This window comes from Streptomyces sp. NPDC046215 (assembly GCF_040646215.1).
Classification (GTDB): domain Bacteria; phylum Actinomycetota; class Actinomycetes; order Streptomycetales; family Streptomycetaceae; genus Streptomyces; species Streptomyces stramineus.
The window spans coordinates 91229-106237 of record NZ_JBEYZW010000017.1 but is presented as its reverse complement, the minus strand read 5'-3'; the positions used below and the strand labels follow the sequence as shown (position 1 = coordinate 106237).

Sequence of the window (15009 nt, the reverse complement as noted above, 5' to 3'; positions counted from 1 at the left end):
GAAGCAGTCCTGCCGAGGCACCCCGGAGCGGCACGGCCCCGCACCACGACGCGGCGGGGCCGACGGTCCGGCCCCACCCCCGCCGGAGGCGGAAACGGCGCGGCACCCGGCGAACGGGCCCGGCCCCACCCCGCCGGAGGCGGAAACGGCGCCGGACCCGGCAAACGACAGGACCGCCCCAAAACCGCGCCGGAGGCGAAACGGCGTCAGAGCTTGGGAAGCACCTGAGCCAGCAGCTGCCCCATCTGCGCAGCGGAATCGCGCCCGGCCTGGAGCACCTCTTCGTGGTTCAGCGGCTCGCCCGTCATGCCCGCGGCGAGGTTGGTGACCAGGGAGATGCCCAGCACCTCGGCGCCGGCCTCGCGGGCCGCGATGGCCTCCAGGGTGGTGGACATGCCGACCAGGTCCGCGCCGAGCGTGCGGGCCATGCGAACCTCGGCCGGCGTCTCGTAGTGCGGGCCGGGGAACTGCGCGTAGACGCCCTCCTCCAGGGTGGGGTCCACCTCCTTGCAGAGGGTGCGCAGGCGCTGCGAGTACAGGTCGGTGAGGTCGACGAAGTTCGCGCCGACGATCGGGGAGGTCGCCGTCAGGTTGAGGTGATCGCTGATGAGGACCGGCTGGCCGGGGCGCATGCCGTCGCGGAGGCCGCCGCAGCCGTTGGTGAGGACGACCGTCTTGCAGCCGGCGGCCACGGAGGTGCGGACCCCGTGGACGACGGCGGCGACGCCGCGGCCCTCGTAGTAGTGCGTGCGGCCGAGGAAGACGAGCGCGCGCTTGTCGTTGATCTTGTACGAGCGGATCGTGCCCGCGTGGCCGGCCACGGCGGCGGCGGTGAAGCCGGGGAGCTCGGTGACCGGGAACTCGGCCTCGGGGGCGCCGAGCGCCTCGGTGGCCGGGAGCCAGCCGCTGCCCATGACCAGGGCGACGTCGTGGGTCTCGGCGCCCGTGAGCTCGCGGAGGCGGGCGGCGGCGGCGTCGGCCGTGGTGTACGGGTCGGCCTGGATGTCGGGAGTAACTGATGCGTTCACGCGGACGAGGGTAACCGCTCTTCGCCTACGCGCGTAGATGTCGCTGGTCACGGTGTTCCGATTGTTGCTTTGTGGAATGTGACGAGACCAGGTCGTCACCTTCAGCAGGGTCGCTTGCGCAGTTCCATGGCGTAGTCGTGGGGCGCGCCGGCGGATTCCGCGGCGTCGGCGATCTCGCCGAGATAGCGGGCGGAGGGCAGCCCGCCCTCGTATCCGTTGAGGACGTAGAGCCAGGCGGGCTCCTCGCCGTCCAGGGTGTGCACCCGCACTCTCATCCGGCGGTAGATGTCGAGACCGACGCCCTCCCAACGGTCCATCGAGTCCTCGTCCATCGGGGCGATGTCGTAGAGCGCGACGAACACCTGGGAACGGGGTGCCTCGACGACCGTCGCCAGCGCCCCTTCCCACCCCATCTGCTCGCCGCCGAAGGTGAGCCGCCAGTCGGAGAGCCAGCCCGTGCCGCGCAGGGGTGAGTGAGGTGCGCGGCGGGACATCAGCCGCGCGTCGAGGTTGCCGGCGTACGCGGCGTAGAGCGACATGGTTCCGAGGGTACGGGAGTGAGGCGGGACGGCATTTGGGATGGCAGGCTTCGAAGGGAGGTTCGTCCGGAACCTCCTGCCGGTCCTCGCACGGATTCCCGTACGCATGTGGGTACGGATTCCCCCAGGGAGGCCCCGGGAGAAGTCGCTTTGATGGGTGCGGGACAATGGAATACGTGACTCGGATCGTGATCATCGGTGGCGGACCCGGCGGCTATGAGGCGGCGCTCGTCGCCGCGCAGCTCGGCGCGGAGGTGACCGTCGTCGACTGCGACGGTCTGGGCGGGGCGTCGGTGCTCACCGACTGTGTGCCCTCCAAGACGCTCATTGCGACGGCGGAGGTGATGACGACCTTCGACTCCTCGTACGAGGAGCTGGGGATCATCGTCGCCGACGACACGCCGCACCTGGAGCAGGCGGCGCGCGTCGTGGGGGTGGACCTGGGCAAGGTCAACCGACGGGTGAAGCGCCTCGCGCTGGCCCAGTCCCACGACATCACCGCCTCGGTGACGCGGGCCGGCGGGCGCGTGCTGCGCGGCCGCGGCCGGCTGGAGCCGAACCAGGCCCCGGACGGCTCGCGCAAGGTCGTGGTGACGGCCGCGGACGGCACCGAGGAGACGCTGGTCGCCGACGCGGTGCTGATCGCGACGGGCGCGCACCCGCGGGAGATCCCGGACGCCCTGCCGGACGGCGAGCGCATCCTGAACTGGACGCAGGTCTACGACCTGGACGAGCTCCCCGAGGAGCTCATCGTGGTGGGCTCCGGTGTGACCGGTGCGGAGTTCGCCGGCGCGTACCAGGCGCTGGGCTCCAAGGTGACGCTGGTCTCCTCGCGCGACCGGGTGCTGCCCGGTGAGGACCCCGACGCGGCGGCCGTCCTGGAGGACGTCTTCCGCCGCCGCGGCATGAACGTCATGGCGCGCTCCCGGGCGGAGTCCGCCAAGCGGGTGGGGGACCGGGTCGAGGTGACGCTGGCCGACGGCCGGGTGATCACCGGTACCCACTGCCTGATGGCCGTCGGGTCGATCCCCAACACGGCGGGGATCGGGCTGGAGGAGTCCGGGGTCCGGATGAAGGACTCGGGGCACATCTGGACGGACCGGGTGTCGCGGACGAGCGCGCCGGGCGTCTACGCGGCGGGTGACTGCACGGGCGTGCTGGCGCTGGCGTCGGTCGCGGCGATGCAGGGCCGCATCGCGATGTACCACTTCCTGGGCGACGCGGTGGCCCCGCTGAACCTCAAGGCTGTATCCGCGAACGTATTTACGGATCCGGAGATTGCGACGGTCGGCTATACGCAGGCCGATGTCGACAGCGGCCGGATTGACGCCCGCGTGGTGAAGCTGCCGCTGCTGCGTAATCCGCGCGCGAAGATGCAGGGCATTCGCGATGGATTCGTGAAGATGTTCTGCCGCCCGGGCACGGGCATCGTGGTGGGCGGCGTCGTGGTCGCACCGCGGGCCAGCGAGCTGATTCACCCCATTTCGATCGCGGTCGACAACAATCTGACCGTCGAGCAGATCGCGAACGCGTTCACGGTGTACCCCTCGCTGTCCGGTTCGCTCGCCGAGGTGGCACGGCAGTTGCACACGAGGAAGACGCAGCGCGAGGCGTAGCTCTCCGTACAGCTCTGCGGAGTTCCTCTCATACCACTTGGAGCGTTCGGCAGCGGACAACTTCCGTTAATTGCTGCAACCTGCTGAAAACGGATGGTCGTTGGCGTTACTGTCGGTTTCGTGTTCGCTGCAGAACGTCGTCAATTGATCCTCGAAATGGTGCGTGCCAACGGAGCGGTTTCGCTCCGTGAGCTCGCCCGTGTCGTCCAGACCTCCGAAGTGACCGTCCGGCGTGACGTGCGGGCCTTGGAGGCAGAAGGACTGCTCGACCGCCGGCACGGCGGTGCGGTACTGCCGGGCGGCTTCACCAGGGAGTCCGGCTTCCCGCAGAAATCCCATCTAGCGACCGCGGAGAAGACGGCGATCGCCGATCTCGCGGCGAGCTTCGTCGAAGAGGGCGAGGCCGTCGTTGTCGGCGCCGGCACCACCACGCAGGAGCTGGCCCGCCGGCTCGCGCGGGTGCCGGGGCTGACCGTGGTCACCAACTCCCTGCTCGTCGCGCAGGCACTGGCGCACGCCAATCGGGTCGAGGTCGTCATGACCGGCGGCACGCTGCGCGGTTCCAACTACGCCCTGGTGGGCAGTGGGGCCGAGCAGTCCCTGCAGGGCCTGCGGGTGACGCGGGCGTTCCTGTCCGGCAGCGGGCTGACCGCCGAGCGCGGTCTGTCCACGTCCAACATGCTCTCCGCGAGCGTGGACCGGGCGCTGGTGCAGGCGGCGGCCGAGGTGGTCGTGCTGGCGGACCACACGAAGCTGGGCACCGACACCATGTTCCAGACGGTGCCGACCGATGTGATCACCCGCCTGGTGACGGACGAACCCCCGGCGCACGACGACCGGGCCGCCACGGAGCTCCAGGCGCTCGCCGATCAGGGCGTCCACATCTCGGTCGCGGGGCCCGGCGCGGGGTCGGGCTCGGGGCCGTCGGGCGTCCCGGGCGGCGGCGAGGCGACGGGCCCGGCCCGCCGCCGCGACGTGCCGCCGCTGCCGGGCCAGCGCCGTGCGCACCCCCTGGCACCGGGCCAGCCCTCGGGCCCGGTGCAGGGGGGGCCGCCGGGCCCGCAGCTGCGCAGCGCGGTCCCGCTGGGGGACCAGTCGGCGGCGAGAGTGGCGGATCTGGCGCCCCGGCGGCGCTGAGAGGCGGTGCCTCCGCGTTCCGGGCGGGCCTTGCGGGTCAGGCCCGCCCGGAACGGGTGGGCCCCGCCTTGAGGCCGGTCAGGGTCAGCATCAGCAGCCGGTCGGCCAGCTCCGGGTCGTCCGGGGACTGCTCGACCGCCAGCGAGATCGCGTTGGTCAGCTGCATCAGATCCGCGATGTCCACGTCCGCCCGGACCGCCCCGGCCTGCTGGGCCCGGCCGAGCAGCCTGCTGCCCGCCTCCCGCATCGGCAGGCTGCACCGCGACATGGCGGACGCCTCGTCGCTCTGCGCGGCCATCAGGGCCCGGGACAGCCCCCGGTAGGTACTGGCGTGCGCCACGATGGTCCGCAGCCAGTCCACCAGCGCCCGGCAGGGCTCCGGGGACGCCAGCAGCTCCCGCGAGCGGCGCAGGAGCCCGTCGACCTCCCCCTGGAAGACGGCGCTCATCAGGGCGGTGCGATTGGGGAAGTGCCGGTAGAGCGTCCCGATGCCGACGCCCGCGCGGCGGGCGATGTCCTCCAGGGAGGCGTCGGTGCCGTGCGCGGTGAAGGCGGTCCGGGCCTCGGCGAGCAGCCGCTCGTAGTTGCGCCGCGCGTCCGCGCGCATGGGTCGTGGTGTCGCCTGTGCGCTCTCCATGGCCATTGCCGTCGGTCCTCCCTGTCGCTCCCCGCGAGTAAAGAATGCCACTGGCCGGACGGGCGCCTCGTTCATCCGATCGAGGGACGGTGCGCAGACGTGCGGGTGCGTACCGTTTTGCCCATGGACACCTATCCCCTCGTCGAGGCCCGCAACCAGCTCGGGCAGCTCGTCGGCCGCGTGCGCCACGGCCACGAGCAGATCCTCATCAGCGAATACGGGAAGCCGGCGGCGGCGCTGATCCCGGTGGGGCACCTGGAGGAGCTGTTAAGGCTGCGGGAGGCGGCGCGGGCCGGGTGAGCCCGGCCGACGGCCGAACGCCCGCGGGCCCCGACCGGATCACCGGTCGGGGCCCGCGGGCGCTGTGGGAAGAGATCAGTCCTTGATCTCGCAGATCACGGCGCCCGAGGAGACGGACGCGCCGACCTCGGCCGTGATGCCCTTGACGGTGCCCGCGCGGTGGGCGTTCAGGGGCTGCTCCATCTTCATGGCCTCCAGGACGACGATGAGGTCACCCTCGGCGACCTCCTGGCCCTCCTCGACCGCGACCTTCACGATGGTGCCCTGCATCGGCGAGGCCAGGGCGTCGCCGGAGGCGGCCGAGCCGGCCTTCTTCGCCGCGCGCCGCTTGGGCTTCGCGCCGCCCGCGGCGGCCGTGCGGGCGATGGTCATGCCGAGCGAGCTGGGGAGGGAGACCTCCAGGCGCTTGCCGCCGACCTCGACGACGACCGTCTCGCGGCCGGGCGACTCTTCGTCCTCGTCCACCGCCGCGCCGGCGAAGGCGGGGATGGTGTTCTCGAACTCGGTCTCGATCCAGCGGGTGTGGACCTTGAAGGGGTCCGCGGTGAACGCCGGGTCGGTCACGACGGCCTGGTGGAAGGGGATGGCCGTGGCCATGCCCTCGACGGTGAACTCGGCCAGGGCCCGCGCCGCGCGCTGGAGCGCCTGCTCACGGGTGGCACCCGTGACGATCAGCTTGGCCAGCAGGGAGTCCCAGGCCGGGCCGATGACCGAGCCGGACTCGACACCGGCGTCCAGGCGCACGCCCGGACCCGACGGCGGGTCGAAGCGGGTCACCGTGCCGGGGGCCGGGAGGAAGTTGCGGCCCGGGTCCTCGCCGTTGATGCGGAACTCGAAGGAATGACCGCGCATCGGCGGGTCGTCGTAGCCGAGCTCCTCGCCGTCGGCGATGCGGAACATCTCCCGCACCAGGTCGATGCCTGTGACCTCCTCGGTCACCGGGTGCTCGACCTGGAGCCGGGTGTTGACCTCCAGGAAGGAGATCGTGCCGTCCTGGCCGACGAGGAACTCGCACGTGCCCGCACCCTCGTAGCGGGCCTCCTTCAGGATGGCCTTCGACGCCCGGTAGAGCTCGGCGTTCTGCTCCTCGGAGAGGAAGGGGGCCGGGGCCTCCTCCACCAGCTTCTGGTGGCGGCGCTGCAGGGAGCAGTCACGGGTGGAGACCACGACGACGTTGCCGTGCTTGTCGGCCAGGCACTGCGTCTCGACGTGGCGCGGCCGGTCGAGGTAGCGCTCGACGAAGCACTCGCCCCGCCCGAACGCCGCGACCGCCTCGCGGACGGCGGAGTCGTACAGCTCCGGGACCTCTTCGAGGGTCCGGGCGACCTTCAGGCCGCGGCCGCCACCGCCGAAGGCGGCCTTGATGGCGATCGGCAGGCCGTGCTCGCGGGCGAACGCGACGACCTCCTCGGCACCGGAGACCGGGTCCGAGGTGCCGGCGACCAGGGGCGCGCCGGCCCGCTGGGCGATGTGACGGGCCGCCACCTTGTCACCGAGGTCGCGGATCGCCTGCGGGGGCGGACCGATCCAGGTCAGCCCGGCGTCGATCACCGCCTGCGCGAAGTCGGCGTTCTCGGACAGGAATCCGTATCCCGGGTGGATGGCGTCCGCACCGGACTCGGCTGCCGCGGCAAGCACCTTGGCCATGTCGAGGTAGCTCGTCGCCGGGGTGTCACCGCCCAGCGCGTACGCCTCGTCGGCGGCCCGGACATGCAACGCGTCGCGGTCCGGATCGGCGTAGACCGCCACACTTCCGATCCCGGCGTCCCGGCATGCACGAGCAACGCGGACAGCGATTTCGCCACGGTTGGCGATGAGCACCTTGCGCACGATGGCTCCCTCCTTGAAACAAGGTGAGTTTAGGTACTGGCAACACTCTGTGCCGACCCGACTCTTGGGGTGAGCTTGCCCACACAGCGGCCGGGAGGCGGCCCGCGTGTGAAGGTGATTCCCCAGTTCTCCCACCGTACGCCGGGTTCGGGGGGCACCGGGGACTCGTCCGTGTGTGCTAGGTCTCCATGATCGAACGCGGGTGAAGGCCCGCAGTCTTTGTGGAGTCCCTACGAATGGGTGGGGCAAAGTTTGCCCGGTCGCCCGGGCCGTCCGAGGCGGTTCGCAGACCCCTATTCCCCCCTGCCCGCCGACTTACCCATGAGTAGCGTCCCGGGGGCGGTCCGCGCGGCCAACCGCCCGGCCTCGGCCGCCACATGGCGCAGTGTCTGCGTGACCTGCCGCCCGCGCCGGTGGAACTCCTCCAGCGGCAGGGCGGCCGAGACGGCCGTTATGGCACCGCCGCCGTCCGGCAGCGGCACCGGCACGGCCACACATGCCACCCCCGGAGCGCACTCCTCCATCTCCACCGCGACCCCCTCCCGCCGCACCCGCCTCAGCTCCGCGTCCAGCACCTCCGGCGAGGTGATGGTGCGGGGCGTGATCGCCCGCATGCCCGTCTGTGCCAGGTACCGCAGCCGGGCGGCGCGGGGCAGCGCGGACAGCAGCACCTTCCCGTGGGCCGTGGCGTGCCCGTCGGCGTCCCGGCCGACCGAGAAGCCGCCGGTGGCGGGGAAGGAGGCGGCGGTTCCGGCGAGGACCGCGATGTCGCCGTCCCGGTAGGTGCTGAAGTAGGTGTCCGCCTCCACCGCCCGCCGCGCCTTCAGCAGCAAACCGTGCACCTCGTCGTCCAGCCGCATCTGCCGCCGGAACGCCCCGTACAGGGCCGGGACGCGGTAGCCCAGGGTGTAGCCGGAGGCCGTCCGGACGACGTGCCCGCGCGCGGTGAGGGCGCCCAGCAGCTCGTACACCGTCGACAGCCCGCAGCCCGTCCGCCGGGCGAGCGCCTTGGCGGTGACCGGCCCGTCGGCCCCGGCGACGGCGTCCAGGATGTCCAGGGCGCGGTCCACGGACTGAGGCATGGGCGGAGGGGTCCTTACGTCTCGGGGGCGGTGCGCGGCCGGCAGGCCGACCTCCCAGCTTCGCACAGCCCCCGGGCCGGGCCCGCGGCGCGGGCCGCGCCTCAGCGCTTGAGGGGCGCCCGCTCGCGCAGCAGCTCGACGAAGGCCCGCATCCACGCCGGGTGGTCGTTCCACGCGCGGGCGGAGACCATGTTGCCGTCCACCACCGCCTCGGCGTCCACGAAGGTGCCGCCCGCCATCTCCACATCGGGCGCGCACGCGGGCCACGCGGCCGTCCGCCGGCCCTCGAGGACGCCCAGGGGCGCCAGGGCGACGGCGGCGTGGCATATGTGCGCGACGGGCTTGTTCTCCGCGAAGAAGGAAGTGATCACCCGCCGGAAGTCCGGGTTCATCCGCAGGAACTCCGGCGCCCGGCCGCCGGGGATGACCGCGGCCGCGTAATCCGCCGGGTGCACGTCGGCGAGCGCCACGTCCGCGGGCCAGCAGTGGCCGGGCTTCTCGGTGTAGGTGTCGAAGGACGACACGAAGTCGTGCACGACGAACTGCAGCTGCTTCACGGTCGGCGCGGCGATGTCGACCTCGTAGCCCTCCTCCAGGAGCCGCTGGTAGGGATACATGACCTCCAGGTCCTCGGCGGCGTCACCGGTGATGATGAGGATCTTCGGCACGGCTGTTGCTCCTCGGGTCGGCTATACCGGAATATGCGCCGTGGTGCCTTCGAGGAAACTCCAACTCCGTCAAGCGGGAGAGCACTTCACCGACGCCGGTGGACACGGCCCGTGCCGTCCCGGCGCGCGCCCCCCGAGTGGCGCAAGGAAGGGTGACCGAGCCGCCCCGACCTCGTTGGTGGGGCATGATCAAGCGCATTGCAGCAGCCGCCGCTCTCACCGGCGCCGCCCTCGCCCTGTCCGCCACCGCCGCCTCGGCCGCGCCCATGCCGCAGCCGCCGGGCCCGAACGGGGGGCCGGCCGTGGCCCCGCCGCAGGTGGAGCCGCCCAAGCCGGACAACGACATGAGCATCTACCCCGGCGCCACCAACAAGCTGAACCAGCTGAACCAGCTCGGTCAGCTCAGCCAGGCCAGCCAGGCGCTCGACCCGGTGCTGGGCCTCCTCAGCCCCGCCTTCGGCGTGCTGCCGCTCTGAGGATTCGGCGTGCCGTCGCGCTGAAGGTCACACCCAGAGGTCGGTGATCGCCACGTCCAGCTCTGCGAGGAGTCGGCGGAGGAGCGGGAGCGACAGGCCGATGACGTTGCCGTGGTCGCCGTCGATGCTCTCGACGAAGGGCGCGGACCGGCCGTCGAGGGTGAAGGCCCCCGCGACGTACAGGGGCTCCCCGGTGGCCACGTAGGCGGCGATCTCCGCGTCGGTCGGCTCGCCGAACCGGACGGTCGTGGAGGCGGTGGCGGACACGCTGCGGCCGGTGGCCGCGTCGATCACGCAGTGGCCGGTCCGGAGCACTCCGGACCGGCCACGCATCGTCTTCCAGCGGGCCGTGGCGTCCTCGGCGTCGGCGGGCTTGCCGAGCGCCTGCCCGTCCAGCTCCAGCACCGAGTCGCAGCCGACGACCAGCGCTCCCGCCGCCTCCTCCCGCGTGACCACGGCCCCGGCCTTCGCCTCGGCGAGGACCCGGGCCAGCTCGGCGGGGGTGGCGGCGGTGATCGCGTCCTCGTCCACCCCGCTGACGATCACCTCGGGCGCGAGCCCTGCCTGACGCAGGAGCCCGAGGCGGGCGGGGGACTGGGAGGCGAGGATCAGGCGGCGGCGCGCAGAGCTGTCGGTCATGCGCGCCAGCCTATGAGATCGCCGGCCTCAGTCGGCCATGGCGGCGACCTCACCCCGCATCCGCACGGGCTCCGTGCCCTCCTGGTTGTGCCGGGCGGACCAGTTCGTCAGGGCGGACTGGCAGGCGTGGTCGAGGTGGCGCAGCCCGGAGAGGTCCAGGTCGATCGGCCGGTCCTTCGGCAGCGCCTCCAGGGTGTCGAGGATGTGCGGCAGCCGCAGGAAGGTGGCGTTGCCGGTCAGCCGGACGTGGATGGCGTCGGTGCCGCCGTCCTTGACGCGGATGTGGACGCGCGAGGTCTCCCACGCCGTCTTCGCCACGGCCAGCAGCAGACCGGCCACGACGCCCTCGAACATGTTGGTGGCGACGATCGCGACGGCGGTGACCGCCAGGACGACCGCCTCGCCGCGGTGCTCGCGCCACAGCGGCACGAGGTCGCGGAAGGGGACGAGCTTGCAGCCCGCGTGCACCAGGACGCCCGCGAGCGCCGCGACCGGGATGACCCCGAGCGCCGCGGGGAACAGCGCCGCGAACAGCAGCAGCCAGACGCCGTGCAGGACCCGGGAGACCTTGGTGCGGGCGCCGGCGTGGACGTTGGCGGAGCTGCGCACGATGACCGCGGTCATGGGCAGCGCGCCCAGCACGCCGCACACGGCGTTGCCCGCGCCCTGGGCCATCAGCTCCTTGTCGTAGTCGGTGCGCGGCCCGTCGTGGAGCCGGTCGACCGCCGCCGCGCTGAAGAGGCTCTCGGCGGAGGCGATGAGGGTGAAGGCCACGACGGTGCCGAGCAGCGCGACGTTGCCCAGTTCGGCGAAGTCGCCGAGGCCGGGCGGCTGGATGGACTCGAAGAGGCCCTGCACCTTCACCTTGGCGATGGACAGCGAGAACACCGCCGTCGCACCGGTGGCGAGTGCCACCGCGGCCAGGGGGGCGGGCAGCACCCGGGAGACGCGTTCGGGCAGTTTCTTCCAGAGCACGAGCACGGCGATGGTTCCCGCGCCGACGGCGAAGGCCGTGAGGGCCTTGCTGTCGGCGGCGAGGTCACCGACGAGACCGGGCAGCCCGGCGATCTTCTCCAGGCCGGACTTGGGGGCCTTGAGGTCCCCCATCGCATAGGCCTGGCCGAAGATCAGGACCAGGCCGATGCCGGCGAGCATGCCCTGGACGACGGCGACCGAGATGGCCCGGAACCAGCGGCCGAACTTGAGGAAGCCGAGGACGAGCTGGATCACCCCGGAGGCCAGGACGATCACGCCGAGCGCCGTGATGCCGTGCGTCTGCACGGCTTCGTAGACGAGCACGGTCAGACCGGCGGCCGGTCCGCTGACCTGGAGGGAGCTGCCGGGCAGCACCCCGACGACGATGCCGCCCACGATGCCGGTGATCAGGCCGAGTTCGGCGGGAACACCGGAGGCGACGGCGACGCCGACACACAGGGGCAGGGCGACGAGGAAGACGACGAGCGAAGCGGTGAAATCGCGCTGCCAGACAGCGGGACTCAATTTGGGAAGCATGGATTCCTCACGTGGGTGGGGAAGGCGATGCGGGTGCGACCCGCGAAGGTCACAGAGGCAGGAATGCGGCTTCGTCGCCGTCGGTCCGGTGGGCCAGGACCGCCCCGGTATGGACTTCGTAGTACCAGGCGTGCAGGCCGAGCCTGCCGTCGGCGAGCCGTTCCGCGACGCAGGGGTACTCCCGCAGCCGGTCGAGCTGGGCGAGGGCGTGGCGCTGTACCGGTGCGGCGACGTCCGGCGCGTGGCCTTCGTCGTCCCCCATCAGCCCCGCGGAGGCTCCGCGGGCCAGCCAGCCTTGTACGGCGGGCAGTTGGGTGAGGTCCTCGTCGCGGACGAGGGCGCCCACGGCTCCGCAGTGGGAGTGCCCGCAGACGATGATGTCCCGGACGCCGAGGACCTGGACGGCGTATTCCACCGTGGCCATCTCGCCGGAGGGGTGTTCGGTGCTGTACGCGGGCACGATGTTGCCGGCCGTGCGCAGCTCGAACAGGTCGCCGGGGCGGGTGCCGGTGAAGAGGGTGGGCACGACCCGGGAGTCGGAGCAGGTGATGAACAGGACTTCGGGGGACTGGCCCAGCTCAAGGGCGCTGAGTTCCCCGGTGGATTGAGGCGCGCTGGTCGAAAAGGCGCGGGCGTGGTCGATGAGGGACTGCATGAACGGCTTACCTCCTGGAGGTAGTCGTTGTCGGTCGGACATCGAAGACGTTGCGTCGTCGGTACGTCTCGTGGATGCTGCGGCTGCGAGTCGACTTATCGACTCGGACAAGCTAGCAGATGATAATCATTTTAAATAGGGAGTGACTCTGGTGCACCGGCCCACGGGTGGTGTGTGCGTGGGCGCGGAAAGGCGGCTGTGTGTGCCTACCTCGGACGCAAGGCGCGCGTGAGTCAGGAGAGTTGACGGATCAGTGCCGGAAGACCTGGAGCACGGGCCCCAGTTGGCGACTTGATCCATGGGATGCCGCCGACAGTGCTCGTCGGTCGGCCGGCCCGCTGCACGGTTCAACGCCCTCACCCGCCGGAACGTTCCCGGCGGGGGTGGTGGAGAGCGCCTGGTGTCGCGGCTGTGAAGAGGCGCCCGGGCGGACGGAGTTGCGGTGGAGCCGCGTCCAGCCGTCGCCCTCGGTCTCGTTCTCCGGGACCTGGCAGTCCACCTCGGCGGCGCGGACCGTCGTGACGGCCGAGGACGGCGCCGGGCTGCTCCCGGAGTCCGCCGTCTGGGTGATCAGCAGCAGGGAGAGCAGGAGGGTGAGCAGGGTAGCGGCAAAGCCGGCCACGCGTGAACGCATCACGATTCTCCCTCCCCTCCGAGCGACTGTGATGATCGATTCTAGTCATAGGAAGTGACGGCGCAGCGCCTTATTGATTACTGGTGAGTTAAGTCCGTATCTGGGGAGTTGGCCAGTTTGGCAGAACGCGGAGAGTGCCGATTTACCAGGATCGATGCGGACATCTCTCCTCGCGGGCCGGCCGCCGGTGCGGGCTATGTCACTTGCTGAGAACGGCCTGCATCACGCTCTTCGCGATGGGCCCCGCGAGGCCGCCGCCGGAAATCTCGTCACGGTCGATCCCCGACCCCTCGGGGTCGATGAAGACGGCGACCGCCACCGGCGAGCCGTCACCCTGCTTGGCGTAGGAGACGAACCAGGCGTACGGCAGCTTCTCGTTGTTCACGCCGTGCTGGGCGGTGCCGGTCTTGGCGCCGACCGTGACCCCGTCGATCAGGGCCTTTTTGCCGGTGCCGTTCTGGGCGGTGTTCTCCATCGCCGCCTGCACCTTCTTCGCCGTGCCGACGGAGACGGCCTGCGACATGACCTCGGGCTTGTGCTTCTCCAGCGTGCTGAGGTCCGGCCCGCGCAGCTCCTCGACCATGTACGGCTTCATCACCTTGCCGTCATTGGCGAGGCCGGCGGTCATCATGGCGATCTGCAGCGGGGTGCTGTCGAGGCTGCCCTGGCCCATGCCCGTCAGTGCGGTCTGCGGGCGGTCGAGCTTGGTCGGGTAGAGGCTCTCGGCGGCGCGCACCGGAATGTCGATCTTCTTGTTGTTGAAGCCGAACTTCTCCGCGGTCTCGCGCATCTTGTCCTTGCCCAGCTTGTCGGCCAGGTCGAGGAAGACGTTGTTGCACGACCACTGGAGACCGGTCTTGATCGAGCCGTTGACGCATTCCTCTTTCTGTACGTCGTTGCGGATCGTGGTGGTGCTCAGGGGGAGCTTGTACGGGACGGGGGCGCTGCCCTTGGCGTCGATGTCCGAGACGATGCCGTGCTCCAGGGCCGCCGCCGCGGTGAGGATCTTGAAGGTCGACCCGGGAGGGAAGCGCTCCTTCAGGGCCCGGTTGGTCATCGGCTTGTTCTTGTCGTCGAGGAGCTTCTTCCAGGCTTCCGTGTCCTTGTTGCGGTCCCCGGCGAAGACGGAGGGGTCGTAGGACGGCGTCGAGGCCAGCGCCAGGACCTTGCCGGAGCGCGGGTCGAGCGCCACGACCGCGCCCTTGTACTTGCCCAGGCCCTTGAAGGCGGCCTGCTGCGCCTTGGGGTTGATCGTCGTGACGACGTCGCCGCCGCGCGGTTTCTTGCCCGTGAGCATGTCCGTCGTGCGCTGGAGGAAGAGCTTGTCGTCCGTGCCGCTGAGCAGCTTGTCGTTGAGGTTCTCCAGCTGGGTGCTGCCGAACGTCTGCGAGGAGTAGCCCGTCACCGGGGCGTAGAGCTCGCCGTCCGTGAACGTCCGCTTGTACTTGAAGTCGCTGCCGGTGGTCTCCACGGAGCCGGTGATCGGCTTGCCGCCGACGATGATGTTGCCGCGCGGCTGGGCGAAGCTGGCGATCCGCACCCGGCGGTTGTTCTTGTCGCCGGAGAGCTCGTCACCGCGCACGAACTGGACCCAGGTCGCCTGGAGCAGCAGGGCGAGGATCAGCACTCCGATGAAGACGGATATATGGCGCACCGGCTTGTTCATGGTGTGACGCTCTCCCGGGTTCGCGGCATTTCACTGATGAGGATGCGAATGGGGAGAATTTGGTTGCAGCGGCGCTCATAGGGGGCCGGACCGGACGGTGGCGGATCAGCGCAGGCCCAGCCCGAGGATGACGAAGAGCGCCACCACGCCGACCGCCAGCACGAAGCCCGCCCGGCGGAGCATGGCCTGCACCTCGCGCAGCTCCTCGGGGGGTTCTTCGGGCGGATCGGACCACAGCATGACCTCCATGCTCCCGCCCGGTGCGGCCCGGGCGCCTGAGTACGCGTACTCAGTCACCCGGGCGCGCGGTGACTATCTCCCGCGTCCGGCCGCACGGGACGGCGCCGGGACGGACCCGGCGCCGGGCCCCTCACGCGGGCCAGTACGCGGTGCGCCAGGCCCGGGGGCCCGGGCGGGGCGCGCTGCGGGCGGTGACCCGGCGGGCCGGGTCCGACCACTCCGGGCGGGCGTCGGCCTCCGGCGCGGCGGTGGCCCGGGCCGCCGCGCGGGCCTGGACCACCGCCAGGGCGGCGGCCAGCTCCTCGGGGGTGGGGTTGCCCCGTACGACCTTGATCACGTCAGCTCCTCGG

17 protein-coding genes are annotated in these 15009 nt (G+C 71.2%); 4 read left to right on the top strand and 13 right to left on the bottom strand.

What is annotated here, in order from left to right; translation table 11 throughout:
• Nucleotides 1-206: 206 nt before the first annotated feature.
• On the bottom strand, nucleotides 207-1028 hold the full coding sequence (locus tag ABZ951_RS10700) for a purine-nucleoside phosphorylase (RefSeq protein WP_344089055.1): 822 nt from the start codon (nucleotides 1026-1028) through the stop codon (nucleotides 207-209).
• Between the two features lie 101 nt (nucleotides 1029-1129).
• Nucleotides 1130-1567, bottom strand: a complete 438-nt coding sequence (locus tag ABZ951_RS10695) for a gamma-glutamylcyclotransferase (protein WP_344089057.1) — start codon at nucleotides 1565-1567, stop codon at nucleotides 1130-1132.
• Between the two features lie 167 nt (nucleotides 1568-1734).
• Here ABZ951_RS10695 and ABZ951_RS10690 point away from each other — a divergent pair, with 167 nt between their 5' ends.
• A complete protein-coding gene (locus tag ABZ951_RS10690) occupies nucleotides 1735-3183 on the top strand; it encodes an NAD(P)H-quinone dehydrogenase (protein ID WP_344089060.1) in 1449 nt (482 codons plus the stop codon).
• Nucleotides 3184-3276: 93 nt separating this feature from the next.
• Nucleotides 3277-4320, top strand: a complete 1044-nt coding sequence (locus ABZ951_RS10685) for a DeoR/GlpR family DNA-binding transcription regulator (RefSeq protein WP_344089062.1) — start codon at nucleotides 3277-3279, stop codon at nucleotides 4318-4320.
• Nucleotides 4321-4357: 37 nt separating this feature from the next.
• On the opposite strand, the gene ABZ951_RS10680 is transcribed toward ABZ951_RS10685, so the two are convergent.
• Nucleotides 4358-4963: a helix-turn-helix domain-containing protein gene (locus ABZ951_RS10680; protein ID WP_344089065.1), complete on the bottom strand. Its 606-nt coding sequence runs from the start codon at nucleotides 4961-4963 to the stop codon at nucleotides 4358-4360.
• A gap of 117 nt (nucleotides 4964-5080) precedes the next feature.
• Between ABZ951_RS10680 and ABZ951_RS10675 the strand changes: the two genes are divergently transcribed.
• Nucleotides 5081-5257, top strand: coding sequence for a type II toxin-antitoxin system Phd/YefM family antitoxin (locus tag ABZ951_RS10675; protein WP_344089068.1), 177 nt, complete (start codon nucleotides 5081-5083; stop codon nucleotides 5255-5257).
• A gap of 75 nt (nucleotides 5258-5332) precedes the next feature.
• Here ABZ951_RS10675 and ABZ951_RS10670 read toward each other — a convergent pair whose 3' ends face one another.
• From ABZ951_RS10670 to ABZ951_RS10660, 3 genes are all read right to left on the bottom strand, one after another.
• On the bottom strand, nucleotides 5333-7087 hold the full coding sequence (locus tag ABZ951_RS10670) for a biotin carboxylase N-terminal domain-containing protein (RefSeq protein ID WP_344089071.1): 1755 nt from the start codon (nucleotides 7085-7087) through the stop codon (nucleotides 5333-5335).
• Nucleotides 7088-7380: 293 nt separating this feature from the next.
• The gene (locus tag ABZ951_RS10665; protein ID WP_344089074.1) at nucleotides 7381-8169 is read right to left on the bottom strand and encodes an IclR family transcriptional regulator C-terminal domain-containing protein; all 789 of its coding nucleotides are present in this window, start codon (nucleotides 8167-8169) and stop codon (nucleotides 7381-7383) included.
• Between the two features lie 101 nt (nucleotides 8170-8270).
• The gene (locus ABZ951_RS10660; protein ID WP_344089076.1) at nucleotides 8271-8837 is read right to left on the bottom strand and encodes a DJ-1/PfpI family protein; all 567 of its coding nucleotides are present in this window, start codon (nucleotides 8835-8837) and stop codon (nucleotides 8271-8273) included.
• Nucleotides 8838-9022: 185 nt separating this feature from the next.
• On the opposite strand from ABZ951_RS10660, the gene ABZ951_RS10655 reads away from it, so the two are divergent.
• Nucleotides 9023-9313, top strand: a complete 291-nt coding sequence (locus tag ABZ951_RS10655; protein WP_344089078.1) for a hypothetical protein — start codon at nucleotides 9023-9025, stop codon at nucleotides 9311-9313.
• A 27-nt stretch (nucleotides 9314-9340) separates the two neighbouring features.
• Here the strand turns inward: ABZ951_RS10655 and ABZ951_RS10650 are convergent, their stop codons facing one another.
• The 7 genes from ABZ951_RS10650 to ABZ951_RS10620 form a co-directional block, all read right to left on the bottom strand.
• Nucleotides 9341-9952, bottom strand: coding sequence for a nucleoside triphosphate pyrophosphatase (locus ABZ951_RS10650; protein ID WP_344089081.1), 612 nt, complete (start codon nucleotides 9950-9952; stop codon nucleotides 9341-9343).
• A 27-nt stretch (nucleotides 9953-9979) separates the two neighbouring features.
• Nucleotides 9980-11464 carry a SulP family inorganic anion transporter gene (locus ABZ951_RS10645; protein WP_344089086.1) on the bottom strand — a complete coding sequence of 495 codons (1485 nt, stop codon included), beginning with the start codon at nucleotides 11462-11464 and terminating at the stop codon, nucleotides 9980-9982.
• A gap of 49 nt (nucleotides 11465-11513) precedes the next feature.
• Entirely contained in the window at nucleotides 11514-12119 is a 606-nt protein-coding gene (locus ABZ951_RS10640; protein ID WP_344089089.1) for a carbonic anhydrase, read from the bottom strand.
• Nucleotides 12120-12369: 250 nt separating this feature from the next.
• Nucleotides 12370-12753 (bottom strand): hypothetical protein, encoded by a 384-nt coding sequence (locus ABZ951_RS10635; RefSeq protein ID WP_344089092.1) that lies wholly within the window; start codon nucleotides 12751-12753, stop codon nucleotides 12370-12372.
• A gap of 199 nt (nucleotides 12754-12952) precedes the next feature.
• Nucleotides 12953-14419, bottom strand: coding sequence for a penicillin-binding transpeptidase domain-containing protein (locus ABZ951_RS10630; protein WP_344089094.1), 1467 nt, complete (start codon nucleotides 14417-14419; stop codon nucleotides 12953-12955).
• Nucleotides 14420-14524: 105 nt separating this feature from the next.
• Nucleotides 14525-14659, bottom strand: coding sequence for a hypothetical protein (locus ABZ951_RS10625; RefSeq protein ID WP_344089097.1), 135 nt, complete (start codon nucleotides 14657-14659; stop codon nucleotides 14525-14527).
• A 130-nt stretch (nucleotides 14660-14789) separates the two neighbouring features.
• Nucleotides 14790-14996: an acyl-CoA carboxylase epsilon subunit gene (locus ABZ951_RS10620; protein ID WP_344089099.1), complete on the bottom strand. Its 207-nt coding sequence runs from the start codon at nucleotides 14994-14996 to the stop codon at nucleotides 14790-14792.
• Nucleotides 14997-15009: the final 13 nt, after the last annotated feature.

What these genes read in the sequence shown, in the direction of transcription:
- ABZ951_RS10645 (WP_344089086.1), bottom strand. Translation starts at nt 11,464, where the DNA reads ATGCTTCCCAAATTGAGTCCCGCTGTCTGGCAGCGCGATTTCACCGCT.
- ABZ951_RS10640 (WP_344089089.1), bottom strand. Translation starts at nt 12,119, where the DNA reads ATGCAGTCCCTCATCGACCACGCCCGCGCCTTTTCGACCAGCGCGCCT.
- ABZ951_RS10650 (WP_344089081.1), bottom strand. Translation starts at nt 9,952, where the DNA reads ATGACCGACAGCTCTGCGCGCCGCCGCCTGATCCTCGCCTCCCAGTCC.
- ABZ951_RS10680 (WP_344089065.1), bottom strand. Translation starts at nt 4,963, where the DNA reads ATGGCCATGGAGAGCGCACAGGCGACACCACGACCCATGCGCGCGGAC.
- ABZ951_RS10635 (WP_344089092.1), bottom strand. Translation starts at nt 12,753, where the DNA reads ATGCGTTCACGCGTGGCCGGCTTTGCCGCTACCCTGCTCACCCTCCTG.
- ABZ951_RS10625 (WP_344089097.1), bottom strand. Translation starts at nt 14,659, where the DNA reads ATGCTGTGGTCCGATCCGCCCGAAGAACCCCCCGAGGAGCTGCGCGAG.
- ABZ951_RS10675 (WP_344089068.1), top strand. Translation starts at nt 5,081, where the DNA reads ATGGACACCTATCCCCTCGTCGAGGCCCGCAACCAGCTCGGGCAGCTC.
- ABZ951_RS10695 (WP_344089057.1), bottom strand. Translation starts at nt 1,567, where the DNA reads ATGTCGCTCTACGCCGCGTACGCCGGCAACCTCGACGCGCGGCTGATG.
- ABZ951_RS10665 (WP_344089074.1), bottom strand. Translation starts at nt 8,169, where the DNA reads ATGCCTCAGTCCGTGGACCGCGCCCTGGACATCCTGGACGCCGTCGCC.
- ABZ951_RS10630 (WP_344089094.1), bottom strand. Translation starts at nt 14,419, where the DNA reads ATGAACAAGCCGGTGCGCCATATATCCGTCTTCATCGGAGTGCTGATC.
- ABZ951_RS10655 (WP_344089078.1), top strand. Translation starts at nt 9,023, where the DNA reads ATGATCAAGCGCATTGCAGCAGCCGCCGCTCTCACCGGCGCCGCCCTC.
- ABZ951_RS10690 (WP_344089060.1), top strand. Translation starts at nt 1,735, where the DNA reads ATGGAATACGTGACTCGGATCGTGATCATCGGTGGCGGACCCGGCGGC.
- ABZ951_RS10685 (WP_344089062.1), top strand. Translation starts at nt 3,277, where the DNA reads ATGGTCGTTGGCGTTACTGTCGGTTTCGTGTTCGCTGCAGAACGTCGT.